At 68.5% G+C, this 23450-nt stretch carries 22 protein-coding genes, 2 tRNA genes and 1 pseudogene; 16 read left to right on the top strand and 9 right to left on the bottom strand.

The window, feature by feature from the left end; translation table 11 throughout:
- Positions 1 to 1780: 1780 nt before the first annotated feature.
- Positions 1781 to 2275, bottom strand: a pseudogene (locus EIZ44_RS46235) (ATP-binding protein); the annotation flags it as partial.
- A 358-nt stretch (positions 2276 to 2633) separates the two neighbouring features.
- Here EIZ44_RS46235 and EIZ44_RS05875 point away from each other — a divergent pair.
- A complete protein-coding gene (locus EIZ44_RS05875; RefSeq protein ID WP_134727925.1) occupies positions 2634 to 3731 on the top strand; it encodes a S1 family peptidase in 1098 nt (365 codons plus the stop codon).
- A gap of 87 nt (positions 3732 to 3818) precedes the next feature.
- On the opposite strand, the gene EIZ44_RS05870 is transcribed toward EIZ44_RS05875, so the two are convergent.
- Positions 3819 to 4226: an SsgA family sporulation/cell division regulator gene (locus EIZ44_RS05870; RefSeq protein ID WP_043837742.1), complete on the bottom strand. Its 408-nt coding sequence runs from the start codon at positions 4224 to 4226 to the stop codon at positions 3819 to 3821.
- A gap of 165 nt (positions 4227 to 4391) precedes the next feature.
- Positions 4392 to 4862 (bottom strand): Lrp/AsnC family transcriptional regulator, encoded by a 471-nt coding sequence (locus EIZ44_RS05865; RefSeq protein WP_009085935.1) that lies wholly within the window; start codon positions 4860 to 4862, stop codon positions 4392 to 4394.
- 203 nt (positions 4863 to 5065) lie between these two features.
- Between EIZ44_RS05865 and EIZ44_RS05860 the strand changes: the two genes are divergently transcribed.
- Positions 5066 to 6064: a beta-ketoacyl-ACP synthase III gene (locus EIZ44_RS05860; protein WP_134727924.1), complete on the top strand. Its 999-nt coding sequence runs from the start codon at positions 5066 to 5068 to the stop codon at positions 6062 to 6064.
- 1 nt (position 6065) lies between these two features.
- Here EIZ44_RS05860 and EIZ44_RS05855 read toward each other — a convergent pair whose 3' ends face one another.
- Positions 6066 to 7256 (bottom strand): FAD-dependent monooxygenase, encoded by a 1191-nt coding sequence (locus tag EIZ44_RS05855; RefSeq protein ID WP_037807211.1) that lies wholly within the window; start codon positions 7254 to 7256, stop codon positions 6066 to 6068.
- Between the two features lie 74 nt (positions 7257 to 7330).
- On the opposite strand from EIZ44_RS05855, the gene EIZ44_RS05850 reads away from it, so the two are divergent.
- Positions 7331 to 7786, top strand: a complete 456-nt coding sequence (locus EIZ44_RS05850) for a MarR family winged helix-turn-helix transcriptional regulator (protein WP_051728591.1) — start codon at positions 7331 to 7333, stop codon at positions 7784 to 7786.
- Here EIZ44_RS05850 and EIZ44_RS05845 read toward each other — a convergent pair.
- Positions 7783 to 9255, bottom strand: coding sequence for an adenylate/guanylate cyclase domain-containing protein (locus EIZ44_RS05845; RefSeq protein ID WP_037807674.1), 1473 nt, complete (start codon positions 9253 to 9255; stop codon positions 7783 to 7785). The two genes, EIZ44_RS05850 and EIZ44_RS05845, sit on opposite strands and share 4 nt — an antisense overlap.
- An 89-nt stretch (positions 9256 to 9344) precedes the next feature.
- Here EIZ44_RS05845 and EIZ44_RS05840 point away from each other — a divergent pair, with 89 nt between their 5' ends.
- Positions 9345 to 9833, top strand: a complete 489-nt coding sequence (locus tag EIZ44_RS05840; protein ID WP_134727923.1) for an FBP domain-containing protein — start codon at positions 9345 to 9347, stop codon at positions 9831 to 9833.
- A 29-nt stretch (positions 9834 to 9862) separates the two neighbouring features.
- On the opposite strand, the gene EIZ44_RS05835 is transcribed toward EIZ44_RS05840, so the two are convergent.
- A complete protein-coding gene (locus tag EIZ44_RS05835; RefSeq protein ID WP_037807216.1) occupies positions 9863 to 10675 on the bottom strand; it encodes a class I SAM-dependent methyltransferase in 813 nt (270 codons plus the stop codon).
- Positions 10676 to 10757: 82 nt separating this feature from the next.
- Complete coding sequence (locus EIZ44_RS05830) at positions 10758 to 11456, bottom strand: FadR/GntR family transcriptional regulator (protein WP_037807218.1); 699 nt, start codon at positions 11454 to 11456, stop codon at positions 10758 to 10760.
- A gap of 77 nt (positions 11457 to 11533) precedes the next feature.
- Here EIZ44_RS05830 and EIZ44_RS05825 point away from each other — a divergent pair, with 77 nt between their 5' ends.
- Both EIZ44_RS05825 and EIZ44_RS05820 read left to right on the top strand, forming a co-directional pair.
- The gene (locus EIZ44_RS05825) at positions 11534 to 11878 is read left to right on the top strand and encodes a VOC family protein (protein ID WP_037807221.1); all 345 of its coding nucleotides are present in this window, start codon (positions 11534 to 11536) and stop codon (positions 11876 to 11878) included.
- A gap of 678 nt (positions 11879 to 12556) precedes the next feature.
- Positions 12557 to 13318 carry a sulfite exporter TauE/SafE family protein gene (locus tag EIZ44_RS05820; RefSeq protein ID WP_037807224.1) on the top strand — a complete coding sequence of 254 codons (762 nt, stop codon included), beginning with the start codon at positions 12557 to 12559 and terminating at the stop codon, positions 13316 to 13318.
- Here EIZ44_RS05820 and hisC read toward each other — a convergent pair.
- The gene (gene hisC / locus EIZ44_RS05815; protein ID WP_134727922.1) at positions 13311 to 14369 is read right to left on the bottom strand and encodes a histidinol-phosphate transaminase; all 1059 of its coding nucleotides are present in this window, start codon (positions 14367 to 14369) and stop codon (positions 13311 to 13313) included. The genes EIZ44_RS05820 and hisC overlap by 8 nt on opposite strands.
- A 104-nt stretch (positions 14370 to 14473) precedes the next feature.
- On the opposite strand from hisC, the gene EIZ44_RS05810 reads away from it, so the two are divergent.
- The 9 genes from EIZ44_RS05810 (at position 14474) to EIZ44_RS05775 (ending at position 21423) form a co-directional block, all read left to right on the top strand.
- Positions 14474 to 15106, top strand: a complete 633-nt coding sequence (locus EIZ44_RS05810; RefSeq protein WP_037807230.1) for a dienelactone hydrolase family protein — start codon at positions 14474 to 14476, stop codon at positions 15104 to 15106.
- 85 nt (positions 15107 to 15191) lie between these two features.
- A complete protein-coding gene (locus tag EIZ44_RS05805) occupies positions 15192 to 16082 on the top strand; it encodes a quinone oxidoreductase family protein (protein WP_134663929.1) in 891 nt (296 codons plus the stop codon).
- A gap of 11 nt (positions 16083 to 16093) precedes the next feature.
- Complete coding sequence (locus tag EIZ44_RS05800) at positions 16094 to 16702, top strand: TetR/AcrR family transcriptional regulator (protein WP_134727921.1); 609 nt, start codon at positions 16094 to 16096, stop codon at positions 16700 to 16702.
- Entirely contained in the window at positions 16699 to 18678 is a 1980-nt protein-coding gene (locus EIZ44_RS05795) for an acetoacetate--CoA ligase (protein WP_134727920.1), read from the top strand. Before EIZ44_RS05800 ends, EIZ44_RS05795 begins: the two co-directional genes overlap by 4 nt.
- Before the next feature lie 46 nt (positions 18679 to 18724).
- Positions 18725 to 20434, top strand: a complete 1710-nt coding sequence (locus tag EIZ44_RS05790; RefSeq protein ID WP_134728052.1) for a phosphatidylglycerol lysyltransferase domain-containing protein — start codon at positions 18725 to 18727, stop codon at positions 20432 to 20434.
- A 66-nt stretch (positions 20435 to 20500) separates the two neighbouring features.
- Positions 20501 to 20590: transfer RNA gene (locus EIZ44_RS05785), tRNA-Ser, on the top strand.
- A gap of 42 nt (positions 20591 to 20632) precedes the next feature.
- A tRNA-Arg gene (locus tag EIZ44_RS05780) sits at positions 20633 to 20706 on the top strand.
- A gap of 141 nt (positions 20707 to 20847) precedes the next feature.
- The gene (locus EIZ44_RS44595) at positions 20848 to 21024 is read left to right on the top strand and encodes a hypothetical protein (protein WP_167753992.1); all 177 of its coding nucleotides are present in this window, start codon (positions 20848 to 20850) and stop codon (positions 21022 to 21024) included.
- A 27-nt stretch (positions 21025 to 21051) separates the two neighbouring features.
- Positions 21052 to 21423, top strand: a complete 372-nt coding sequence (locus tag EIZ44_RS05775) for a tyrosine-type recombinase/integrase (RefSeq protein ID WP_134727919.1) — start codon at positions 21052 to 21054, stop codon at positions 21421 to 21423.
- Between the two features lie 28 nt (positions 21424 to 21451).
- On the opposite strand, the gene EIZ44_RS44590 is transcribed toward EIZ44_RS05775, so the two are convergent.
- Positions 21452 to 21607, bottom strand: coding sequence for a hypothetical protein (locus EIZ44_RS44590; RefSeq protein WP_167753989.1), 156 nt, complete (start codon positions 21605 to 21607; stop codon positions 21452 to 21454).
- Between the two features lie 131 nt (positions 21608 to 21738).
- Here EIZ44_RS44590 and EIZ44_RS05770 point away from each other — a divergent pair, with 131 nt between their 5' ends.
- Positions 21739 to 21921, top strand: a complete 183-nt coding sequence (locus tag EIZ44_RS05770; protein ID WP_134727918.1) for a hypothetical protein — start codon at positions 21739 to 21741, stop codon at positions 21919 to 21921.
- Positions 21922 to 23450: the final 1529 nt, after the last annotated feature.

Raw genomic sequence — 23450 nt, 5'->3', positions numbered from 1 at the left:
TGCCGCGCGCGAACTCTTCGACGAAAGCGTCGGCGTCATGCCAACGGTCTGCGCGCGTGTACGCCTCCGCGGCGGCTGGGACGAGCGACGCTGCCCAGACCCACACGCCTTTGCGACGTGCGGCGTCGACAGCTACATCGGCGGCTTCGCAGGCCGCGGCGACGTCGTCGGTCGACAGGTGCACGCCGATCAACACCGAAGCCGCGCACAACACAACGGGGATAGGGCCTTCGCCCGGACGGTGTGCCGAGGCGTCGGCCAAGTGTCTTCGCGCTGCCGCGAACTCGCCGCGCACCGCGGCCAGCCCGCCCAGCACCAGCGACGTCTCCATGACGATCGCGCCCAGCGCCGGGTGCCGGGTACGGACGTCTTCGGTCGCCTCGGCTAGGCCGTCCCAATTGCCGCGGAACCAGGCAAGCCGTACTTCGGTGCCTTCGATCAGGCCTTTCGGGTACAGCGCACCGGCTTCGGAAGCCCGGCGCAGGCCTTCGGCGACCAGCTTTTCGGTCCGGTCGAGGTGGCCCGACCACGATTGCGCGTCGGCGAGATTGCACCACAGCCGGGCCAGCTGGACGCGCTCGGCAACGCTCGGCGCGGTGTCCGGCATCGCCTGAAACTCCGCCCACGCCGAACCGTCGCCGATGTGCGCGGCGGTCGCGATCCGGTCGCCGGTGAGCGCGAGCCGCAGCTCGGGGTCGGTCAGTCCGGAGTGGACTTCCCGGGCGCGGCGCATCCACTGCTCGTGCCAGGACAGCGGGGTGAGCCCGTCGAACGGCAGCGCGAGCAGGTTGATCCCGCGCGCGGCCAGTTCCGGCCGGTCCGCCAGCTCGGCGACGGCGCGTTCCACCGCCGCGCGCCCCTGCTCCAGCCGTCCAGCGACGCGGACCAGCAGCATGCCCAGCGCGAGCCGGATCGTCCCGTGCACGGCTGGCGGCAGCGGCCGGTCTTCGAGCACCTTTTCCAGTGTCAGATGGACATCGGGGCGGAAGACACGCAGCGACACATCGCTGAGTTTCTTCGCCAACCGGCCGACCGCGTCCTCGTCGGCCTTCGCGACGATCGCCTGCAGCAGATCGATGGCGCGTGCGGTATCGCCGTGCGCGATCGCTTCGTCAGCCGCTTGTTCCGCGTAGTACTGCCATTCCTCGACGCGTCCGGCGGCCTGCGCATGGGCGGCGTGCAGCGACAACGGTTGACCAGGAAGGTGCATTGCCTTGGTGTGCAACAATTTCCGCTCGGACGCGCTGAGACCATCGTACACGGCTTTGCGCGCGAACGGATGTCTGAAGCCGTAGCGATTGTCGTCGACCTCGTCCAACAGCCCGTCCGACAACGCGCTCTCGTTCTCGGCCAACCCGGCCAGTTCGTTCAGCACCGACAACTCTGCGGGCATGTTGAGCACGGCGGCGGCTTTGGTGCGCTGGACTGCGGCCCTAGGCAGCGCGGACAGCTGCCTGGACACCGATTCCTGAAGCGCGGCAGGAACTTCCAGCCGATCCAACGCCGACTCAGTCAGTTCAACGCCCCGCAACGCGCGGAGAGTTTCTTCAGCGACAAAAGGAATCCCGGCCGTGTACTCGTGCAGCTTCGCGGCGAACTCGGCGCTGATCCGGGGCAACCCCAGGAGGTCGCAAGCCATCGCGGTGACCGCCGCGGCATCCAACGGACCGAGCGTCACCTGCGCGCTGTGTACTTCTGGCGCGGTGCGAACGCGAGAGTTCCCAGCGCGGCAAGTGGCGACCACGCCTAGTTCCGGCGGCCAGTCGACGGCAAGGAAGCGCAGCAGGTCGCCGGTTCCCGGGTCGGCGCGATGCAGATCGTCGATGAGCAAGACGGTCGGACCGCAGGCGATCAGCAGTTCCCGGAACGCGCGGAACACGCGATGCCGCCCGGCGCTGGCGTCCGGCAGCGGTTCCGGCGCGGGTGGCAGGACGTCGGCGAGTTCTGGCAGAAGTGGTTGCAGCGCACCGGCAACCGGGCTCAGCGGTCCGAGCCGATCCCCGGCGGAGCGCAACGCTTCCAGCACTGGACCGTAGGGAAACGGCTCGGCCAGTCGCGGGCACGCGCCGCGCAGCACGCGGACGCGGGAAAACTCCGGGCGCGCGGCGAGTTCGGCGAGCAGCCGGGTTTTGCCCATTCCCGGCGCGCCCTCCACCAGCACCGCGGCGGGTCGGTGTCCGAGAACTTCGGCGACGGCGGCGAGTTCGCGGTCCCGTCCGGCGAAAGCCGCCGGACGCGGACGCACGGACACCACCGTCGGAACGGCCGGCCACATCACGACCTCCCCAGCGAGCATCTTGTCCGTTTCGCCCGGAGCTTAAGCAGTGCGCGGGGCGGGGTAAACCGACTCTCGACGGGAGTATGCGCACGCTCCTCACACGTCTGCCTCCGCACGGTAACCAAATGGCAGAAGAAAACCCGGCGCGCGGTCACAAAGAGTGCGAAACCTCGTGGAGTTCGCCGGTTCAGCGGAACAACCCACGGACGCCCGCTGCCGCGGCGAACGCTCGGTAGTCGCACAAGTCCCTACTTAAGGATTGCTCCGCTACCTATTCTCGCGCCCCCTTATTGCAGTGGATTGGACCACCGCCGCACCCTTCGAGGCCGGGGGGAACCGAACGCGAGGGAGAAGCATGAAAGCCATCAGATTCCTCGGCGCCGCAACCGCTGCCGCGGCGGTGACGGCGATCTTCGCCGGCGTCCCGGCCGCCAGCGCCGCTCCGCTCAACCCCGACATGGTCCCGGCGATGCAGCGCGACCTCGGCCTCACCCACGGCCAGGCACTTGCCCGGCTCGCGAACGAGGAGGCCGCGAACAAGGTCGGCGCGGCACTGGAGAAGTCTCTCGGCGAACGCTTCAGCGGCACGAGCTTCAACGCGTCGACCGGCAAAGCCGTGGTCTCGGTGACCGACGCGGCGCTGGTCGACCAGGTGCGCGCGGCCGGCGCCGAGGCACAGGTGGTCCGGTTCAGCGCCCGGCAGCTCGACTCGACCGTGCAGACGCTCAACGCCCACGAGAAGGCGGCACCGAAGTCGGTGACCGGCTGGGGCATCGACACCGCGAGCAACCGGATCAGCCTGACTGTCCTCAAGGGACAGCGCGGCGCGGCGGAGCAGTTCGTCCGTCAGTCCGGTGTGGACAGTTCAGCGGTGACCGTGACGGAGACCTCGGCAGTGCCCAAGGCGCACTACAACGTCCTCGGCGGGGATGCGTATTACATCGGCAGCTCGTCCCGCTGCTCCGTCGGATTCTCGGTGAACGGCGGCTTCCTGACCGCGGGCCACTGCGCCGCACTCACCGGCGGCGGCGCGCTGTCCGGCTACAACCGGGTCGCGATGGGCCAGTTCACCACCTACCGCTTCCCCGGCGCGGACTACGCGGCCGCGCGGGTCAACAGCAACTGGACCCCGGTCGGCCAGATCAACAACGGCACCCGCGTCGCCGGTTCCACTGAGGCCGCCGTCGGCGCTTCGGTGTGCAAGTCCGGTTCCACCACCGGCTGGACCTGCGGCACGATCCGCGCCAAGAACCAGACCGTGCGCTACCAGGAAGGCACCGTGACCGGCATGGTGCTCACCAACGCCCGGTCCGACCACGGCGACTCCGGCGGTTCGTTCATCAGCGGAAACCAGGCACAGGGCATGGTTTCCGGCGGCGACACCGTCAACAGCTACTACTACCCGGTGAACGTCGCGCTGTCGGCGACCGGCACGACGCTCGTCCGCGGCTGAGTCCAAACGCGACAAGGGCGGCTCGAGTGCCTCCAGCGCACTCGAACCGCCCTTGTCCGCATTGCCGCGGGATCGGCAGGTCTTCGGTCAGACGTTGCTGATCTCCTCGATCAGCCCGTCGATGTCGAAGTGCTCGCTCTCGGCTCCGAGCGGCACCAGCTCGTAGGAGGATTCGAGGAACGCCTCGAGGTCGGCGCGCTCCAGCTCGAACGACGCGTAGCCGTCGGGCGACTCGATTTCCAGCGTCAGCAAGGCCTCGTCCTCGGACAGGTCGGGCCGGATCCGCACGTCGCCGATCCCGGTCGGCTCGTCCAGCCCGGTCACGAGCAGGTCGCGGGCGAACGTCCACTCGATCCACCGGCCCCGCTCGGTCCGGAACGCCACGGTGACCGCGTAGGGCTCCGCCACGTGGAAGGAGAGGCGGGACAGCACCGGCGTAGTGCTCTCGTTCAGCAGTACGAACTGGGTCTGGTGTACGGCGTCGGTGGTGTGCACGGCTGCTCCTGGAGTCCTCCGGTCGTTCGCGCCTCGCGAACTGGTCGGCAGGGAGATGATCGACTCGGGAGCACATGACGTCGTTCCGCCGACGTTCACGCGATCGGTTGCATCAGGCCGCGAACGCGTAACGCCGGACACAGAACCCTTGCGTTTCCGCGCAGGTCAGGAAAGCGGCAGCGTGAGGCCCACTTTGACCCGGTCCATGGCCACGCTCGTGGTGAAATGCCGGACGTTGGGGTTGTCGAAGAACATCCGCCGCGCGAAATTCTCGAACGCCGCCATGTCCGGGCAGGTGACCACGAGGACGAAGTCCGCGGTGCCGGTGACGTAGTAGCACTGCTGCACGCAGTCGTCGGCGAGGACCTGGGCGCGGAAGCCGTCGAGCACCGCCAGGCTCTCGCGTTCCATCTCGACCATGACGACGAACGTCATGTCCAGTCCGAGCGCGGCCGGGGACAGCACCGCGACCTCCTTCTCGATCACTCCGGCTTCGCGCAGCCGCTTGATCCGCCGCTGCACGGCCGCGGCGGACAGGCCGACTTTGGACCCGATGACCTCGGCGATCGTGCGGGCGTCGGTCTGCAGGCAGGAGAGGATGGCGAGGTCAAGCTGGTCCAGGTCGGGAGTGCGCACACTTCAGGCTAACCGGGCGGACCGACAAAAAGCCTCGGGTTTATCACGCCGCCGAGACGCTGGTCGCAATACCTCCTATCGAGCGAATGTGGAAGAGGTCTCTTAGTGACGTGGAACACAACTGACCGGTCTACCCAGGGGTAGGCCATACAAGGGAGGCAACCGGCGACGTCCGCCAACAAGCCGGTCTGGGAGGTTCCGCCATGAGCGCTGTCCGGTCGCGCCACCGTGCCGCAGTCGTCGCCGGGATCGGCGGCGCGCTGCCCGAGCACGTGGTGACGAACGACGAGATCTCGGCCCGCCTGGACACCAGCGACGAGTGGATCCGCACCCGCACCGGGATCCGCGAGCGCCGCCGCGTCGCCCCCGGCCAGTCCACAGTGGATCTCGCCGAGGAGGCGGGGCGGGCGGCGCTCGGCCCGGACGGGCACGCGGACGCCGTCGTGCTGGCCACCTCCACCGCCGACCAGCTGTGCCCCGCCACCGCTCCGCAGGTGGCGGCCCGGCTCGGCCTCGGCACGGTGCTGGCCCTCGACGTCAACGCGGTGTGCAGCGGCTTCATCTACGCGCTCGCCACCGCCGCCGGCTTCATCGCGGGCGGGATGGCCGAGCGGGTGCTGGTGATCGGCGCGGACGTCTTCACCTCGCTGGTCGACCCGGACGACCGCACCACGGTGCCGATCTTCGGCGACGGCGGCGGCGCGGTGCTGCTGCGCGCGGGCGAGCCCGGCGAACGCGGCGCGCTCGGCCCGTTCGATCTGCACAGCGAGGGCGAACTGGCCAAGCTGCTGTGGGTCGAGGCGGGCGGTGCGGCGCAGCGGGTGCCGGAGAACCCGAAGGACCGGTTCATGGTCATGCAGGGCACGGCCGTGTTCCGGCAGGCGTGCGCGCGGATGGCGGAATCCTCGCGCGCGGTGCTGGAAGAGGCCGGCTGGATGGTCGGCGACGTCGACCGGTTCGTCGGGCACCAGGCGAACATCCGCATCCTCCAGGCGACCGCGAAACAGCTCGGCATGCCCGCGGACGCGGTGGTGTCGAACATCGAGCGGGTCGGCAACACCAGCGCGGCGTCGATCCCGCTGGCGCTCGCGGACGCGGTCGCCGACGGGACGCTGACGCCGGGCCACCGGGTGCTGCTCACCGCGTTCGGAGCCGGGCTGACCTGGGGTTCCACGGTGCTGACCTGGCCCGAACTGCCCTGAGCTACGCGTACTCCGGCAGCGCGATCGCTTCCGAACGCGGCTTCTCGAACCGTCCCGCGACCTTGCCCAGCCGCTGCGCCAACGGCGTGCTCGCCATCCGCAGCGCGGCGTGAAGCGCGGTCCGATGCGCCCGCGACCTCGGCATCGTCACCTGCGGCGCACCGGGGAAAAGCCTCTGCGCCTCGGCGACCAGCGGCCGCATCCGGTGTTCGTACTGACCGAACGCCGCCTGCGGGTCTTCGTGCGCCATGAGCTCTCCGGCCAGGATGTACGCGCCGGTCAGGGCGAGCGTCGTGCCCATGCCGCTGATCGGTGAAGCGCAGTACGCGGCGTCGCCGAGCAAGACGACCCGGCCTTGGTGCCACGTCGGCAGTTTCGTCTGGCCGACGCCCTCCAGGTAAAGCGAGCCGTTGTCCATTTCGGCCAGTACGCGCGGCCCTTCCCAGCCGACGTCGGCGTACGTCTTGCGCAGCACGGACACGGTGTCTTCGGGGGTGAGCCGGTCCAGTCCGCGCACGTCGGACAGGAAGAACAGTCCGGCGCGCATCGTGCCGACGTTGTCCGGACGCAGGAACAACATCCGGCCGCGGCCGCAGAACATCGTGCGCCACCAAGCGTTGTCGGTGGCGATGCGCGGGATCGCGAGGTGTGCGGTGTAGAGGCCGAGTTCGTGCGGACGCGCGTCCGGCATCAGCATCGCGCGGGTGCGGGAGCGCAGGCCTTCGGCAATGACGACGGCGTCGAAGCGCTGAGTTTGGCCGCTCTGGAAATCGACGTCCACGCCGGTGCCGTCGTCGTGCAACGCCTGGATCTGGTCGCCGAATCGATACGTCGTCTCGCCGGCTGACTGCTCGTACAGCAGTCTCGACAGCTGGCCGCGCAGGATTTCGATCTCGGCAGTCCCGCCTCCGGAATCGCCCTCGCCGGCGCGGAACTCGGCGACCACGCGGCCGTGTCCGTCCACGAACTGCGTGCCGACCTCGCCGGTGTGCGCGGCGCGGACCGCCTCTTCGAGCCCCATCTTGCGCAACACCTGGCGGCCGACGCCGCGGATGTCGACGTTCTGGCCCTCCTCGCGCAGATGATCGAACCGTTCGACGATGGTGACGTCCCAGCCGGAGCGCGCGAGCCGGGAAGCGAGCGCGGGACCGGCGATGCTGGCTCCGGAGACGAGAAGACTGCGACGGGTCATGGTGCTCCTCCTTGCCGTTGCTGAGGTACATAGATAACCTATCTATTAGTTTCTCTACTGACAAGGAGGGTCGCGTGGACGAGAACCAGGCAGCGCTCGCGAACATGAACGAGACGACCTTCGCGGTGCGGGACGTCATCGAGGCCAGCCGTGACCTGATGGCGCGGATGGCGAAGAGCGTCGAGATGAACGCGAACGACCTCACCGCGATCGCGATCCTCAACCACCACGGGCCGATGGGGCCGGTGGAACTGGGCCGCCGCCTCGGGATCAGCGGACCGTCGGCGACCACGCTCGTGGACCGGATGGAAGAGGCCGGTTACCTGGCGCGCGTCCGCAGCGACACCGACCGGCGGCGGGTGGCGGTCACGGTCACCGATGCCGCCCGGGAGATCGCGGCGGCGGTGTGGCGGCCGCCGATCGAGAAGCTGGACGCGGTGTCGCGCACGCTCAACGCGGCGGAAAGCGCTGTGGTGCGGGACTTTCTGGCCCGGATCACGGAGGCGATGAACGAAGGCCGGGAACTCTAGGTCGTCCAGGTCCGGGTCTCGCGGTGGCGGCCGCGGAGGTGGAGTTCGCCGTGCAGCCGCCAGTGTTCCCGTTCGCCGCCCAGCGCGGCTTTCACTGTCGTTTCGCTGGCGAGCACCCGCGACGGAACCGCTTTCGCGTGTTCGGTGAGCCGCGCGGCCTCGTTCACCGCGTCGCCGATCACGGTGTACTCCAGGCGGCTCGACGCACCGAGCTGCCCGGCGAACACCTGTCCGGTCGCGACGCCGATCCCCAGGTCGAGTTCGCCTTCCGCCAGCACCGCGTCGCGGATCGCGCGGGCCGCGGCGAGCGCCATCGTCGGGCCGTCGGACAGCCGGGTCGGCGCGCCGAAAACGCACAGCGCGGCGTCGCCCTGGAACTTGTTGACCAGCCCGCCCCGAGCGTCCACCGCGGACACCACGCTCGCGAAAAACCGGTTCAGCTTCTCGACCAGTTCCTGCGGCGGAGTGCGCGACGCGAGCGCTGTCGAGTCCACGACGTCCACGAACAACGCGGTGACCTCGCGGACGTCGCCGGAGAGCGAAGCGCCGTATTCGAGCGCGTGCCGGGCGACGTCGGTGCCGACGTGGCGGCCGAAGAGATCGCGCATCCGGTCCTGTTCGCGCAGGCCGGCGGCGAGGTCGTTGACCGACGTCTGCAGCATCCCGATCTCGCTGGAGTCGTCCACGTCGACGTGCACGTCCTTGCGTCCGCGCGCGATGCCGTCCAGCGCGATCCGCAGCCGGTGCAGCGGCGCGGCGACGGCGCGGGACAGGAGCGCGGTGCCGATCGCGCCGGTCGTCAGGCCGGTCACGGACAGCACGATCAGGCTCGCCGTCGGGTTTCCGTTGCGGCCGAGATCCGGCGGCGTGGTCACGAGGAGCACGCCGATCAGCGGCACGCCGCTCGCCAGCACCCAGGTGACGACCAGCCGGGTAAGCACCGTGACCGGCAGCGAACCGCGCGGCGGCAGCACGTCGAGCGCCATCGTCATCACCGGACGCGCTACCCATTCCGCAGCAAGGTAGGTGAGTCCGACCGTGGTCAGCCCGCCGAGCCCGATGGTGAGCGCGATGCCCGCCGCGTCGCCGAGCGAACCGAGAACGCCGGCCAGAATGCCCAGCGCGAGCGCCCCGATCAGCCAGAGCGTGCCGCTCACCACAGCCATGTCGAACGGCAGCCGCAGCGCGCGTTTCGCCTCGTCCGCGGTCGGCGGGCGGCCGATCGTGAACCACACCACGGTGCGGCGCTGCAGGTAGGCGGTCCAGAGCGTGCCGACGATCAGGGCGAGCGCGACCACCCCGGCCGCGGTGACGCCGAGCACCCAGCCGCGGTCGTCGACGTCCTCCGGCAATCCCTGCAGAAGCAGCAGCAACGCGACGACTCCGGCGCCGGCGACACTCGACCCGACACCGAGCGCGGCGAAGCCCAGACTGGTGCGCAGAACCAGCCGGAACCTCCCCGCGATCATCGTGCGCACCCGCAGATCGTATGGGGTGGCGGGGCCGGGAGCGAAAAAAGCGGTCGCCGCCGCGGCGGAGCGATGGTTAGCGTGGCCGTATGCAACCGCTCGACCCCGCGGAGATCCGCGCCTCGTTCGTCAACTGTTCTCGCGGGGAAGCCAAGTCCGTCACGCTGCCCGCGGACGTCCCGTGGGAGAAGCGCGACTTCCTCGGCTGGCGCGACGTGAAGGCTCCCGGCCGGGCGTACCTCGTCGTGCCGCACGGCGACGAGCTGATCGGCCTGTCGCTGCGCGCCGCGCCGCCGGCGAAATCACGGGTGCGCAGCAACATCTGCGCGTTCTGCACCACGACACATCCGCTCGCCGACATCACGCTGTTCAGCGCGCGGCTCGCCGGGAAAGCCGGCCGCGACGGCAATACGGTCGGCACGTATTTGTGCGCCGACCTGGCGTGCAGCGCGTATCTGCGCGGCGAGCTCAAGCCCGCGGTGCCGCAGCCGAAGGAGACGCTCACACAGGAGGAAGCCGTCGAGCGGATGAACGAGAAGATCAGCCGGTTCGTGGCACGGGTGCTGGAAACCCGGTAACCGCCGTTGCCGCGGTTCCGGTCAGGGGTTCAGAAATCCCATTCGGCGATCCGGCCCATTTTCCGGATCACCGGGAACAGCGCCGACGCGCGCAAGGCCAGCCGGGACCCGGCCGGGATCTTCGCGAGGACTTCGTCGCTCGCCCACTCGGTCGCGTCCAAACAGGACACCAGGCGCAGGCCGTAGCGTTCGAGTTCGTGCGGATCGTCGATGCCCCAATGCAAAGTCGCGCCCGAGCGGCGGACCACCGGGTTGATCATCTGCGCCTTGACGCCGAGCGAGCTGAAGAAATCGGCCACGATCCGGCCGGACGGGAACCTGCCGACGAGCCTGCGGACCAGTTCGGTCCCGGACTCCGCGGTGAGGTACATGGTGAGCCCCTCGGCCACGATCAGCGCCTCGCGGTCGCCGGGAACCTGGTCGAGCCAGCCGAAATCGGTGACCGACGAGCCGATCATGGCGTACCCCGGGCGTTCCGGGTAGATCCGGCCGCGGACGTCCACGACCTCGGGATAGTCCACGTCGAACCACGCGACAGAGGGCGGCGGGTCGAGCCGGTACACGCGGGTGTCCATCCCGCAGCCGAGGTGCACGACGATCGCGTCCGGGTGCTCGGCGAGCCACTCGGCGGCCATCGCGTCGATCGCGCGCGCCCGGATCGCGACAGAGACCGAGGAGTTTTCGTTGACGCCGAGCTTGCTGAAGTCGTAGTCGATCTTCTTGACCGCTTCGTCCGCCGCGGTGTCACCGAGAATCGGGTCTTTGCGGCGAGCGTCGAGGGCGCGGCCGTACAGCGTGCCCAGGTTGGTCGCCTTCTCCTCGGTGAAGTGCACTTTCTCCACGGCCGGACCCCCTTGATATCAATCTTTTTATAAACTTGTGAAGACTGTAGCGCTGATCGCGCCGTGTTGCGCGGGTGCTGATTCAGGAAGACGCGTAGTCGTGGGCGTAGGTTTTCGCGTCCAGCAGGTGTTTGAGCGTGATCTCGCGCGCCGCGGCCGCGTCCGACCGGCTGATGGCGTCGAGGATCGCGCGGTGCTCGGCGACGGCCTTGCGGATCTGCCCAGGAAGCCGCAGGGCAGCCCGGCGTTCCTCACCGACCAGGGCGAGCACCGAACGGAGCAGGTCCGCGACGTCGTCATTGCCCGCGTTGCCCGCGATCACCCGATGGAACTCGGCGTCCGTCGCGATGACGCGCAGCATGTCCCCGGCCGCCGCGGCCTCCTCCATCTCCGCGACGTTGTCCGCGAGCCGCTGCACGACGCGCGGCGTGTGCTGCGTCGCGAGCCGCTCGGCGAGGGTCGGCTCGACGGTCGCGCGGAGGTCGAACAGCTTCTCCACCAGCTGTTCGTGCTCGGAAAACCAGCTGCTCAGCGGGCTTTCCGCAGTGCCTTGCTCGCGGACGTAGGTGCCTGACCCGGCGCGGATCTGGACGTAACCGATCGAATCCAGGACCCGCAACGCCTGCCGCAACGACCCGCGGCTGATGCCGAGCTGCTCGCACAGCGCGCGTTCCGCGGGCAGGCGCGAGCCCGGCGGGAGCTCGCCCGAGTCGATCATCGTGCGCAGATGGTCGACCGTGGCGCTCCAGACCTGCTCGGATTCGTGAGCCACGCCGCCCATCCTGGCAGCTGGCGACCCGAGCCGCGCGAAATTGTCGGTGGCGGGTGTCACGATCTTTGGCGGGAAAGGGAGGGACCATGACCGCGAAGTTCAAGGATCTGGCACTGGACGCACTCGACCACCAGGCACAAGCAGACTGGTGGTGTTCGACGCTCGGCTACGTCCGCCGAAGTCCGCCCGGAGAGAGCCCGCCGGACTGGCCGGTCGCCATCGTCGACCCGGCCGGGGAGGGTCCGTTGCTCTGGCTGAACCCGGTGCCGGAGCGCAAGACGGTGAAGAACCGGATGCACCTGGACGTGTGGGGAGATCCGGCTGAGCTGCGTGCCGCCGGAGCACGGATGGTGGCGGAGCGGGGCGAGGACCGGGAGTGGTGGGTGATGGCGGATCCGGAGGGGAATGAGTTTTGCGTTTTTGAGCGGTGAAGTGCTGGTTGGCGGTTTAGGCGGGAATGGGGATGGAAGGAGGGGTGCGGAGGGGGAAGCTGGTTCGGACGAGTGGCGCGGGTGAAGCGCGGGCTCGGTAGGCGAAGTGGGACGTGCGCTGGCGGACGTGTGTCGGCTCGCTGGTGATGCCGTCGGGTGTGTGGGCGCGACGGAGGTGTCGGCTTGCGGGCGGTGCCGTCGGGTCTGCGTGCGCGGCGGCCAACCGGTGAGCATGCGCGGCAGGCCACGGGTGCGTGTGCGCGGCGGGTTGCGGGTGTGCGGGCGCGGCGGGCAGCCGATGCGTGTGCATGGCGTGCAGTTGGCGCGTGTGCGCGGCGAGGCGTCGGCTCGCGGACGACGCGGTCGACTGTGCGGGCATGACGGGCGGGTGCGCATGCACGCGGCCGTGTTGGCTCGTGGGTGATGCCGTTGGGCGTGCGTTCGCGGCGGGCAGTCGTTGCGTGTGCATGGCGTGCAGCTGGCGCGCGTGCATGGCGCGGGCGCGGTGGCTCACGGGTGATGCCGTCGGGTGTGCGCACGGCAGGCAACCGGTGAGCTGAACCCAGGCCCATCACCGAGCCTCCCCGCGCCCCGAGACGGTCCCGTCAAGTGTCTGACCGGACACATCGCGTCGCCGGGTGTCGGGGGTGCTGCTTAGGGTCAGCGGGTGAGTGCTTTATGACCTGGTGGCATGCCGTCGTCATCTTCATTGCCGGGATGTGGGCCGGGACGATCAACACCGTCGTCGGTTCCGGGACGCTCGTGACCTTTCCGGTGCTCGTCGCGCTGGGGTATCCGCCGGTGACGGCTACGACGTCGAACGCGGTCGGGCTCGCGCCGGGGACGATCAGCGGGGCCTATGGCTACCGGCATGAGCTGGTCGGCTACTGGCCGCAGGTGGTGCGGTTCGCGGTCGCCTCGTTCTTCGGGGCCATCGGCGGCACCGTTCTCCTGCTGACGCTGCCCAAGGACGCCTTCGAGAAGATCGTTCCGGTGCTCGTCGGGCTCGCCGTCGTGCTCGTGATCGTTCAGCCGAAGGTGTCGAAGTGGGTGCAGAAGCGCCGCGAGGCCAACGGGCGCGAGCATCACGCCGGGCCGTTGCTGTTCGGGCTGCTGTTCGTCATCGGCATCTACGGCGGTTACTTCACCGCCGCGCAGGGCGTGATGATGATGGCCGTCATGGGCATGCTGCTGTCCGAACCGCTGCAGCGGCTCAACGGCGTCAAGAACGTGCTGTCCGCGGTCGTGAACATCGTCGCCGGCACGATTTACGCGTTCGTCGCCCCGGTGAGCTGGCCGGTGATCGGGCTGCTCGCGCTCGGGTCCACGATCGGCGGGCAGCTCGGGGCCAGGATCGGCCGCAAGCTGCCGCCCACCGTGTTGCGCGGCGTGATCGTCGTGATCGGGCTCGCCGCGGTCGTGCAGCTGGTGCTCAAATAGCGCGGAATTCCTTGGCCGCGGCCAGGAACAGGTCGTTCTCCTCCGGCGTTCCGATCGTCACGCGCGCGCCCTCGCCGGGGAACGGGCGCACGACCAGCTTCCGGTCCAGCATGTGTTCGGCGAAGGCCGCGGTGGCATCGCCGAGCGGGAACCACACGAAGTTCGCCTGGGTCGGCGGGATCTCGTAGCCCATCTCCAGCAACGCGTCCCGCACGCGGGTGCGCTCGGAGATGATTTCCTGGCACCGGGCGAGCAGTTCGTCCTCCGCGTCGAGCGACGCGATCGCGGCCACCTGCGCGATGCTGTTCACCGAGAACGCCACGTACACCTGCTGCAGCGCCTGCGCGATCGGCTCCGGAGCCACCGCGTAACCGACCCGCAGCCCGGCGAGTCCGTACGCTTTCGAGAACGTGCGCAGCACCGCCACATTGCTGTGCGTCCGCGTGAACTCGACGCCGTCCGGCACCTCGGGGTCGGTGACGAATTCCTTGTACGCCTCGTCCAGCACCACGAGCACGTGCGGCGGCACCGCTTCGAGGAACCGCTCGATCTCGTCCCGGTGCAGCACGGTGCCGGTCGGGTTGTTGGGGTTGCAGACGAACACCAGCTTCGTGCGGTCGGTGATCCGCGCCAGCATCGCGTCGAGGTCCAGCCCGTGCTCCGGCGTCAGCGGAACCTTCACGCCCGTCGCGAGCGCCACCTGCACCACGATCGGGTAGGCCTCGAACGACCGCCAGCCGAACAGCACCTCGTCGCCGGGACCGCACAGCGCCTGGATCATCTGCTGGCACAGCGAAACCGAACCGCAGCCGATCGCGAGGCGTTCGGCAGGCACGTCCAGCCGCCGCGAAAGCCGCTCGCGCAAAGCCTGGGAACCGTTGTCCGGGTAGCGGTTCACTCCGGTGACCGCAGCCGTGATCGCCGCCTGGACGCTCGGCAGCGGACCGCCGGGCACCTCATTGCTCGCGAGCTTGACGGCCCCTTCGATCGTCCGGCCAGGGACGTACTTCGGCAACGAATCGAGGTCAGGGCGGGGGGCGAGGGACGGCATCGTCGGAACTCCTCGGTTTTCACGGGACGACGGGGTCACCGTATCTCGCCCCGGCGGATCCGGAAAGGTTCCCAATGTTCACCCAGAGGTGATTGCATGAGGCGATGACGTCGACGACCACCGTGGATCACCAGCGTACCGACGGCAGCACCCTCCGCCTCACCTTCGCCGAACCCGACGGCGCTCTTCGCGGCGGCCTGGTGGTCCTGCACGAGGGCGACGGGGTCACCGACGGCGTCCTGCTGCTGGTCAAAAGCCTTGCCGGCGAAGGCTGGCTCACCGTCACCCCGCACATCGAATCCGGCGAAAAGCTCACCCAGCGCGACCTGCTCGACGCCACCGACCGCACGCTCGAATGGCTCACCGACCGCGGCGTCGAGGCCGACCTGCGCGGCGTCGTCGGCTTCGACCTCGGCGGCACGGCGGCGCTGGTAGTCGCCTCGCACCGCAAGTTCGGCGCGGCGGTGAGCGTCGGCGGCCAGGCGGTGGCGGAACTGCCGAAGCTGCTGGAAATCGCCGGACGCGTGACCAGCCCGTGGCTCGGCATGTACGGCGATGCCGGGGACGAGGCGGGCGAGGCCGAGGTGGAGCAGCTGCGCGAGGCCGCGGCGTCGGCCAAAGTCGCGACGAACGTCGTGCACTATCCGGGTGCCAACCACCGCTTCGACGCCGATCCCAGCGCGGCGGAAGAGGCTTGGCAGCGCACCCTCGACTGGTTCAACGCGCACCTCCGCTGATCTTCGGCAGCACCCTTGACGGGTCGCTGCGCACTCGCATAACGTTCCGATCCGGATCGAAACGTTAACGCGAGAGGAACCACCTGTGAAAGCGGTGCTTGTCGAACCCCAGCAGCGACTCGTCCTGGCCGATACCCCTGACCCGGCTCCTGGCCCAGGGCAAGCCGCCGTCGAGGTCGAGGCCATCGGCGTCGGCTACTTCGACATCATGAATCTGCGGAATGGCACCACCTCAGTGCCGGGCGTCGAGGTCGTCGGCCGGATGCGGGACGGGCGGAGAGTGCTGGCGCTGGTCCTTTCCGGCGGCTACGCCGAGCAGGTCGTCGCCGACGCGGACCAGCTGTACCCCGTGCCCGAAAACCTCGATCCGGCCGACGCGGTCGCTCTCGGCGTGAACGCGATGGTCGCCGAGAGCGCGGTGCATCGGGCTGGGGTGGCACCTGGCGAACGGGTGCTCGTCCGCGGCGCGAGCGGCGGGATCGGCGTGCTCGCGACCCAGATCGCCCACGCTCGCGGTGCCGAGGTCACCGCAGTGACGTCCTCGGCGGAGTACGGCGAACGGCTCCGGACTCTCGGTGCCGCGAAAATCGTCGACCGCACCCGCGAGCGTCCCGAGGAGACTTACGACGTCATCATCGACACCGCGGCTGGACCGCAGGTCCGGGAGCATCTGGAACTGTTGCGCCCCAACGGTCGCTATGTCCTTTGTGGAGGAACGGCGGGTGTCCCGGAACCGGAAGCGTTCGAGCCGCTGATGCGCGATTTCCACAAGTCGCCGACGTTGTTCGCGTTCAGCCTGACCTCGGTGCCGCCGGAAGAACGCCGGAAGTCGTGGGACCGCGTCCTCGAGCTCGTGGAAGACGGTCAGCTCGCCGCCGTGCGCGACCAAACGTTCCCGCTCGCCGGCGCCGCGGCTGCCCTCCAGCACGTGGAGCAGGGGAAATCGTTCGGTAAGGTCGTGCTGCTCAACGGATAGCGGGAGAATTCATGGCGCGCCAACGCGACGAGCGGATCGACCACGCCGTGCTGGTCGCGGTGTGCGAACTGGTCCGGGAATCCGGCTATTCGGCGCTGACCATGGAGGCCATCGCCCAGCGCGCGGGCACCACCAAACCCGCCATCCGGCGCCGGTGGAAAAGCCAGAAACACGTGGTGGTCGCCGCACTGGCGGAGGCGCGCACCGGGATCGCGGAGATCGACACCGGGTGCACCTGCTGCGATCTCGTCGGCCACCTCGACGCACTCCGGATCGGCCTGGAGGACCCGGTCTTCGGCCGCGTCCTCCCGGCGCTGGCCGTTGACCTGGCGGACGACCCGGAGCTGCGGGAGGACTTCCTGACCTCGTTCTGGGCCCCGCGCCGGGAGGCCTGCGTCGTTTCCCTGCGCAAGGCCGAGGAGCGCGGGGACCTCCAGTCCGGCCAGGACGTCGACCTGCTGCTGGACCTGTTCGCCGCCCCCGTCGTGTTCCGCGCGCTGTTCGGGCACCAGGACCTGACCCGCGAGTTCGTCCTTGACGTCGTCCGCGCGCTGCTGTCCGGGGTGGGCACGGTCGAAAAAGGACTTTGCGCGCATGCCGGGGTTAGCATCGGCGAGTGACCGAGAACGCCGCTGTTCCCGAGGTGCTTTGGCGACCCGACCCGAACCGGGTCGCTGACTCGAAGATCGAGGCCTTCCGCCGATGGCTGCGCGAGCAGCGCGGCGTCGACCTGGCCGATTACGCCGACCTGTGGCACTACTCGGTCGAGCACGTTCCGGAGTTCTGGACCGCGGTGGCGGAGTTCTTCGGCGTGCGCTGGCACGAACAGCCACGGGAAATCCTGTCCGGCGCGATGCCGGACGCGAAATGGTTCGACGGCGGCACGCTCAACTACGCCGAGCACTCGCTGAGCCCGGGCACCGGCGGGGCCACGAAGGCCGACGACGAACTCGCGGTGATTTTCCACCGCGAGGACGGGCTCGCCGAGCAATTCACCTACGGCGACCTCCGCGCGCACGTTGCCGCCGCGCGCGCCGCGTTGCGTGCTTTCGGGGTCGGCAAAGGAGATCGCGTCGTCGCGCTCGCGCCGAACTGCCCGCAGACGCTCATCGCTTTCCTCGCCACCGCCAGTCTCGGCGCGATCTGGTCGTCGTGTTCCCCGGACTTCGGGATCCGCGCGATCGCCGACCGGTTCACCCAGATCGAGCCGAAGGTGCTCATCGCGGTCAACGGATATGCTTACAACGGACGGAAATTCGACATCCGGGACACCGTTCAGCAGCTGCGCGACCAGATTCCGTCGATCGAAGCCACCGTTTTGGTGAAATACCTGGGCGACGGGACGCTGGACGGCGTCATCGACTGGAACGCGATGCTCGCCGAACACGCGGGCGGCGAGCTGGCGTACGAGCCGGTGGACTTCGCGCATCCGTTGTGGATCCTGTATTCCTCGGGCACGACCGGGCTCCCGAAGGGGATCGTGCAGGGCCACGGCGGCATCGTCGTCGAACACTTCAAGGCGCTGGGCCTGCAGAGCGGGCTCGAGCCGGGGGACCGGTTCTTCTGGTTCACCACCACCGGCTGGATGATGTGGAACTTCATCGCCTCCGGGCTTCTCGTCGGTGCCACGATCGTGCTGTACGACGGCAGTCCCGGCCATCCGGACCTGAACGCGCTGTGGCATCTGGCCGAACAGCACCGCGTCACCTACTTCGGCACGTCCGCGCCGTTCATCCAGAGCTGCCTCAAAGCGGGTCTCGCCCCGGCCGAACGCTACGACCTCAGCGCGCTGCGCGTGGTCGGCTCGACCGGTTCGCCGTTGTCCTCCGAGGGTTTCCGCTGGATCGCCGACGCGATCGGCCGGGACGTGCAGATCTGCTCGGTCTCCGGCGGCACTGACCTGTGCGCGGCGATCGTCGCGGCCGCGCCGGACGTTCCGGTGTGGCTCGGCGAACTGTCCTGCCGCGCGCTGGGCGTGGCCGCGGCGGCGTTCGACGACCACGGCGAGCCGGTGGTCGAGGAGGTCGGGGAGCTGGTGATCACCGAACCGATGCCGTCCATGCCGGTCTCGTTCTGGAACGACCCGGACGGTTCCCGGCTGCGCGAGGCGTACTTCGACACGTACCCGGGTATCTGGAGGCATGGCGATTGGGTCAAGATCACGCGCCGCGGTTCGGCGGTGGTCTACGGCCGCAGCGATTCGACGCTCAACCGCGGCGGCGTCCGGATGGGCACCGCCGAGTTCTACCGGGTCGCGGAAGGGTTCGCCACGGTCGCCGACTCGCTCGTCATCGACACGTCGGCGGCGGGCAACGAAGACGGGCAGCTGCTGTGTTTTCTCGTACTCGCGCCGGGCGCGAAGCTCGAAGAGGTAGAGCCTGACCTGCGGAAAGAGATTCGCGGTGCGCTGTCGCCACGACACGTACCCGATCGGTTCCTGGTCGTTTCCGAGATTCCCCGTACGTTGAACGGTAAGAAGTGCGAAGTACCAGTGAAGCGGATTCTCTCCGGAGTCGCGCCGGAGAGGGCGGTGAGCACGGACGCGCTGGCCAACCCGGCCGCGCTGGCCCCCTTTGTGGAGCTCGCCGCGGAGTGAACGCGCCAACGGGGGGAAGCATGGCAGGGCCGTGCGTGTTGCACGCGTGGTGACGGGGACACGCGCGCAGCACACTTGGCAGGCGGCAGGCGTCACGTCGGTCGTCGCGATCACGTGGGTGACCAGGCTGGCCGGGCTGCTGGCGATCGTGTCCACGGTCGTCCCGGTGGGCCGCGACGTGCGCGGGCACGTCGCCAAATGGCTGGAACTGCCGAGCGAAGCGACCACCGCGGCGGCCGCTGTGGCACTGGTCACCGGTGTGTTGCTGATCATGCTCGCGGCCGGGCTCCGGCGCCGCAAACGCCGCGCTTGGCAGCTGGCGGTCGGCTTCGCCGCGCTGCTGGCGCTGTCCCACCTCGGGCTGCGGCACGTTTTCGGCGCCGGCGTGGTGTCGATGGTGCTGCTCGCTGGGCTTCTCGGCACGCGGCGGTACTTCGTCGCCCGCCCGGACCCGACCGTCGGCCGCTGGCGCGCGCTGCGGGTGCTGCTGCAACTGGTGCTGGCCGGGTTCGTGCTCAACTTCGCGCTGCTGTCGGTCGCGCCAGCCCGGATGCTCGACCCGCTGAGCTTCGCCGACCGGCTGTCCCAGTCCGCGCTCGCGCTCACCGGCGTCAGCGGGCCCGCGGTGTTCCACGAGATGTGGTTCGAGGACCTGTCCGCGTCGATCGGGCTGATCTTCAGCATCACCGGCGTGCTGGTGTCGGCGTACTTCCTGCTGCGCTCGGCCGAACCCGCGCCGGAGCTGTCCGACGACGAACTCGCGCGGCTGCACGAGTTGCTGAAGCAGCACGGGGAGCGGGATTCGCTCGGCTACTTCGCGCTGCGCCGCGACAAGTTCGCGGTCTTCTCCAAGACCGGCAAGGCGGCCGTCACCTTCCGCGTGATCGCCGGCGTCGCGCTGACCTCGGCCGACCCGCTCGGCGACCACGAGGCCTGGCCCGGCGCGATCGAGGAGTACCTGGACATCTGCCAGCGCAACGCCTGGGTGCCCGCCGCGATGGGCGCGTCCGAACTGGGCGCGACGGTGTGGGCCCGGTTCGGCCTGGAGGTACTGGAAATCGGCGACGAGGCGGTCGTCGACACCCAGACGTTCACGCTGGAAGGCCGCGTGATGCGCGGCGTACGGCAGGCGGCGTCGCGGACGAAGCGGGCCGGCTACAAGGTCCTGGTGCGCCGGGCCGAAGACCTGCGTCCCGGCGAGCTGCCCGAGCTGGTGCACCTTGCCGCCACCTGGCGCGGCACCGAAACCGAACGCGGGTTCTCGATGGCGCTGGGCCGCATGGGCGACCCAGGTTCGGTGATCGTCACCGCGGAACAGGGCGGACGCGTCCGAGGCGTGCTGCAGTTCGTGCCGTGGGGCGAGCGGGGCCTGTCGCTGGACGTGATGCGCCGGGACCGCACCGTCGACAACGGCGTGAACGAGCTGATGATCTCGGAGCTGCTGCTGTACTCCCGCGAGCACGACATCGACCACGTGTCGCTGAACTTCGCCGCCTTCCGCGCCCTGATGGAACAGGGCCAGCGCATCGGCGCGGGCCCGGTCGCGCGCCTTTCGGCGAAAGTCCTGCACTTCTTCTCGCGCTGGATCCAGATCGAAAGCCTCTACCGGTTCAACGCCAAGTTCCAGCCCCGGTGGGTCCCGCGGTATCTCGTCTACCCCGGCGTCGGATCCCTCCCGCGCGTCGGCATCGCCACCTTCGAAGCCGAGGGCCTCGGCGGCCGTTCTCCCTGGTTGCGGCGGGTGCTGCAGCGTTGAGGGGGGTGCCTTCCGGAGGGGCTGGAGGGGTGTGTAACCTATCTGAGCAGTGGTCGTTAGGACCCAGGAGGCTTCGCCTAGTCTGGTCTATGGCGCCGCACTGCTAATGCGGTTGGGGGTAACCCCCCCTCCCGGGTTCAAATCCCGGAGCCTCCGCTGGTGCCTGTTTCGGCAGGTGCTAGGTTAACAACTGAACACGCGCCCGTAGCTCAGCTGGATAGAGCATCTGACTACGGATCAGAAGGTCAGGGGTTCGAATCCCTTCGGGCGCACTGTCTGGTCGAGACAGTAGGAAACCCCCCCTCGTACGAGGGGGGGTTTCCTTTTTCTGCCCATACGCGCGCTGGAGAGTGGACCCATTAAGTTGATCTTGGTCCGCAGTCTGGTCCACCAACGTTGCTACCGTGATCTTCATGACCACGAGGGTAGGCGAAGGGGCACGGAAACGCGGAAGCATCCGCCGGCACCGTGACACGTTCCAGGTTCGGATTTCCCTCGGGAAGGACCCCGCAACGGGCGAATGGATCGTGCTGACCGACTCGGTGACCATCGAGCGGCCAGGCAACGAACGGTCCGAGCGAGCGGCCTGAAAGGAAGCCGAGAAGGGCCGTACGCGGGTGCAGGGCGAATCGGATTCCCTCAAGGTCGCGACGAGGGCAACCTTCGGCGCGCTCCTCGATCAGTGGCTCCCGCAGGCTGAGATCGACGCCACAACGCGGATGAACTACGAGTGGATGATCCGCGACCACATTCGCCCAGTGCTCGGCGACGTGCCGCTCGTACTGTTGCTACGCGACGCGTTCGCGCCGCTGGAGGCGTTTACGCCGATCTCCGGCGTTGCCGGAAGCGGTGCGACGGGAAGCCGTTCATCGAGCATCGGGCCGATGGTCCGCACCAATGCCGCACAGTGCGGCACCGTCGGTCCCGGGGTCGGCCGCAGTCAGATTGGGCGACGGCCCACAACTGGGAATCCGCCGGGTGCGTGGTAACCGAATGCCAGCCGCACAAGTGCAAGCCCTATGCCGCCTCTTCGGCCCGGTCGGTGCACGCGATCATCAGCGGAGCGCTGAGCGCAGCTCTCCGCTGGAACCACATCCCCTCCAACCCGGCGCCGGCGGTGAAGTTGCCGGCGAAGCGCAAGCAGCAGCCGCGACCACCGTCCAGTGCGGACATAGCCCGGATTATCGAGGCCGCGCACGAAAGCAGTCCGGAGTGGGGACGTACGTCTGGCTGTCAGCTGTCACCGGCGTACGACGAGGCGAAGTCGTGCGCAGCGATGGGAGGACATCGACCTGGACGCCACCGTGGTAATCCTTGACGAGAACTACGTTCGCGGGCCGGACGGCATGATTCTGAAGGATACGAAGACGCGCCAGGGCCGTCGTCTTTCCCTCGACTCGGACACCGTGACCCTGCTTCGGCAGCATCGCGAGGCCGCGATTGAGCAGTTGGCCGGGCTGGACCTCGCGCTGACGGGCAAAACGTGACTCTTCTCGGACAAGCCTGATCTCAGCAAGCCGCGGGATCCGAGCTCGCCCACACGCAAGTACGCGCGGCTCGCCGCAAAGCTATCCATCGAGACACAGCTCAAAGAGTTGCAGCACTACTCGGCGACGGAACTTCTCACCTCTGGCACCGACCTTCGAACGGTCGCTGGCAGGCTGGGACGCGGCGAGGGCACGACAACGCTGCCGGCACTACGCGGCTTGGCGCGGTGCGGCAGACCGAACTGCAACCGACGCGATCGGCAGCCGTATGCCTAAGCTCCGGCGACGTGCCGCACCGAGCATGGAATAGCGTCTTACAGGACGACGCAAGCCAGCGCTTTGTCGTCGCTGACCTTCGCGCGCGGGAGCAATCGGCCGTCGGGGTCGACTTCATGTTCCCATCTAGCGCACTCTGCGAGCGTCCGTTGAAGCACTGGCGCAGGTTGGCGGGCGAGTTGTGTCCAGTTCACAAGTCCTAAGTGGAGCATGGTCCGTGGTTTCCGCGATCCAGTAACCGCCAGGTCGATTTCGACGTTTGTGTTGTTCTCGCTGCAGTTCCGCGAGCAATCCGCGATGCTTCGTGTCGTAGCCGTGTCCCGCGGCGATGTGCTCGCGATATGCCCGATGTTGGGGTATGCCAGGATTCGCACGGCGCGAGCGTCCTCGCCCAGCGCGGTAGCAGCTGCTCGACGACCTCGCCCGCGCAGAGGAGAACCGGTGACCTTCACTCTGTACGGCGAGTTCGTCGGGTTCGGCGGCAGCTCCCACGTCGACCTGTACGTTGTGGGGCAACGCCGCGACATAACGTCGGCGAGGGAAATGAGGCCGCATGCGATTCGCCTCCTGCGAGCCGGCGCGTGAGAATGGAGTGGGACCTTGCCATCAGACTTTGACCGATCGCCTGCTCGGCGGGGTCTACGTCTCCTGTAATTGGCATGACCACTGGGCCGCATTTCTCGAGCGCTACCGGACGAGCATGTGCACGATGTTCAGACACGCGAAGACATCGCGCTGCACATGCTCGCCGCGCTTACGTGGGCCCGGTTCCTCAATGACTGGTGCCAGGGAAAAGATGGACGAGGAGAGCTTCCAGGGTATAGAGACTCCCGAGCGGAGGTTTAAGTGTTACTCAACGCGGCGCGATAGGTGACGAACCATGGGATTCACCAGTTAACGGCAATTACGGTCGCGTACGGAGTGATGAGTTTTCCCACCGACTGGAGCAGGGGGCTGCTCGGCTGGTTCAGTGGGGTCCGCTGGCTTCCGAAGGAGCAGCTGCCGCCAGAGGAAGAGGGACGCGACAAAGCTCAAAAGCGGTACCGTGCTGACTACGAGAGGTGCTTTGCCAGCAACGACATCGGGCCTGCGCTTGCGCAGATCCGCACCTGGTTCGAGCGACAGGTCCGCTAAGTGCATCCCGCGCCGGGATCAGCGCGAACAACTCCAGCCGCGTGAGCAAGGCGGCCCAGGGCTGCTGGGACGGGGGGAGCATTGAGGTTCACCCCGAACGGTGGACAGGGGCTTACGAG

Origin of the sequence: Amycolatopsis nivea (assembly GCF_004522235.1) — a bacterium.
GTDB classification, from domain to species: Bacteria; Actinomycetota; Actinomycetes; order Mycobacteriales; family Pseudonocardiaceae; genus Amycolatopsis; species Amycolatopsis nivea.
The sequence above is the reverse complement of the archived record's forward strand: the minus strand, read 5'-3'. Positions and strand labels throughout refer to the sequence as shown.

Coding starts and splice junctions, on each gene's coding strand:
- EIZ44_RS05875 (WP_134727925.1), top strand. CDS start 2,634: ATGAAAGCCATCAGATTCCTCGGCGCCGCAACCGCTGCCGCGGCGGTG.
- EIZ44_RS05860 (WP_134727924.1), top strand. CDS start 5,066: ATGAGCGCTGTCCGGTCGCGCCACCGTGCCGCAGTCGTCGCCGGGATC.
- EIZ44_RS05855 (WP_037807211.1), bottom strand. CDS start 7,256: ATGACCCGTCGCAGTCTTCTCGTCTCCGGAGCCAGCATCGCCGGTCCC.
- EIZ44_RS05845 (WP_037807674.1), bottom strand. CDS start 9,255: ATGATCGCGGGGAGGTTCCGGCTGGTTCTGCGCACCAGTCTGGGCTTC.
- EIZ44_RS05840 (WP_134727923.1), top strand. CDS start 9,345: ATGCAACCGCTCGACCCCGCGGAGATCCGCGCCTCGTTCGTCAACTGT.
- EIZ44_RS05830 (WP_037807218.1), bottom strand. CDS start 11,456: ATGGGCGGCGTGGCTCACGAATCCGAGCAGGTCTGGAGCGCCACGGTC.
- EIZ44_RS05825 (WP_037807221.1), top strand. CDS start 11,534: ATGACCGCGAAGTTCAAGGATCTGGCACTGGACGCACTCGACCACCAG.
- EIZ44_RS05820 (WP_037807224.1), top strand. CDS start 12,557: ATGACCTGGTGGCATGCCGTCGTCATCTTCATTGCCGGGATGTGGGCC.
- hisC (WP_134727922.1), bottom strand. CDS start 14,369: ATGCCGTCCCTCGCCCCCCGCCCTGACCTCGATTCGTTGCCGAAGTAC.
- EIZ44_RS05810 (WP_037807230.1), top strand. CDS start 14,474: ATGACGTCGACGACCACCGTGGATCACCAGCGTACCGACGGCAGCACC.
- EIZ44_RS05800 (WP_134727921.1), top strand. CDS start 16,094: ATGGCGCGCCAACGCGACGAGCGGATCGACCACGCCGTGCTGGTCGCG.
- EIZ44_RS44595 (WP_167753992.1), top strand. CDS start 20,848: ATGACCACGAGGGTAGGCGAAGGGGCACGGAAACGCGGAAGCATCCGC.
- EIZ44_RS44590 (WP_167753989.1), bottom strand. CDS start 21,607: ATGTCCGCACTGGACGGTGGTCGCGGCTGCTGCTTGCGCTTCGCCGGC.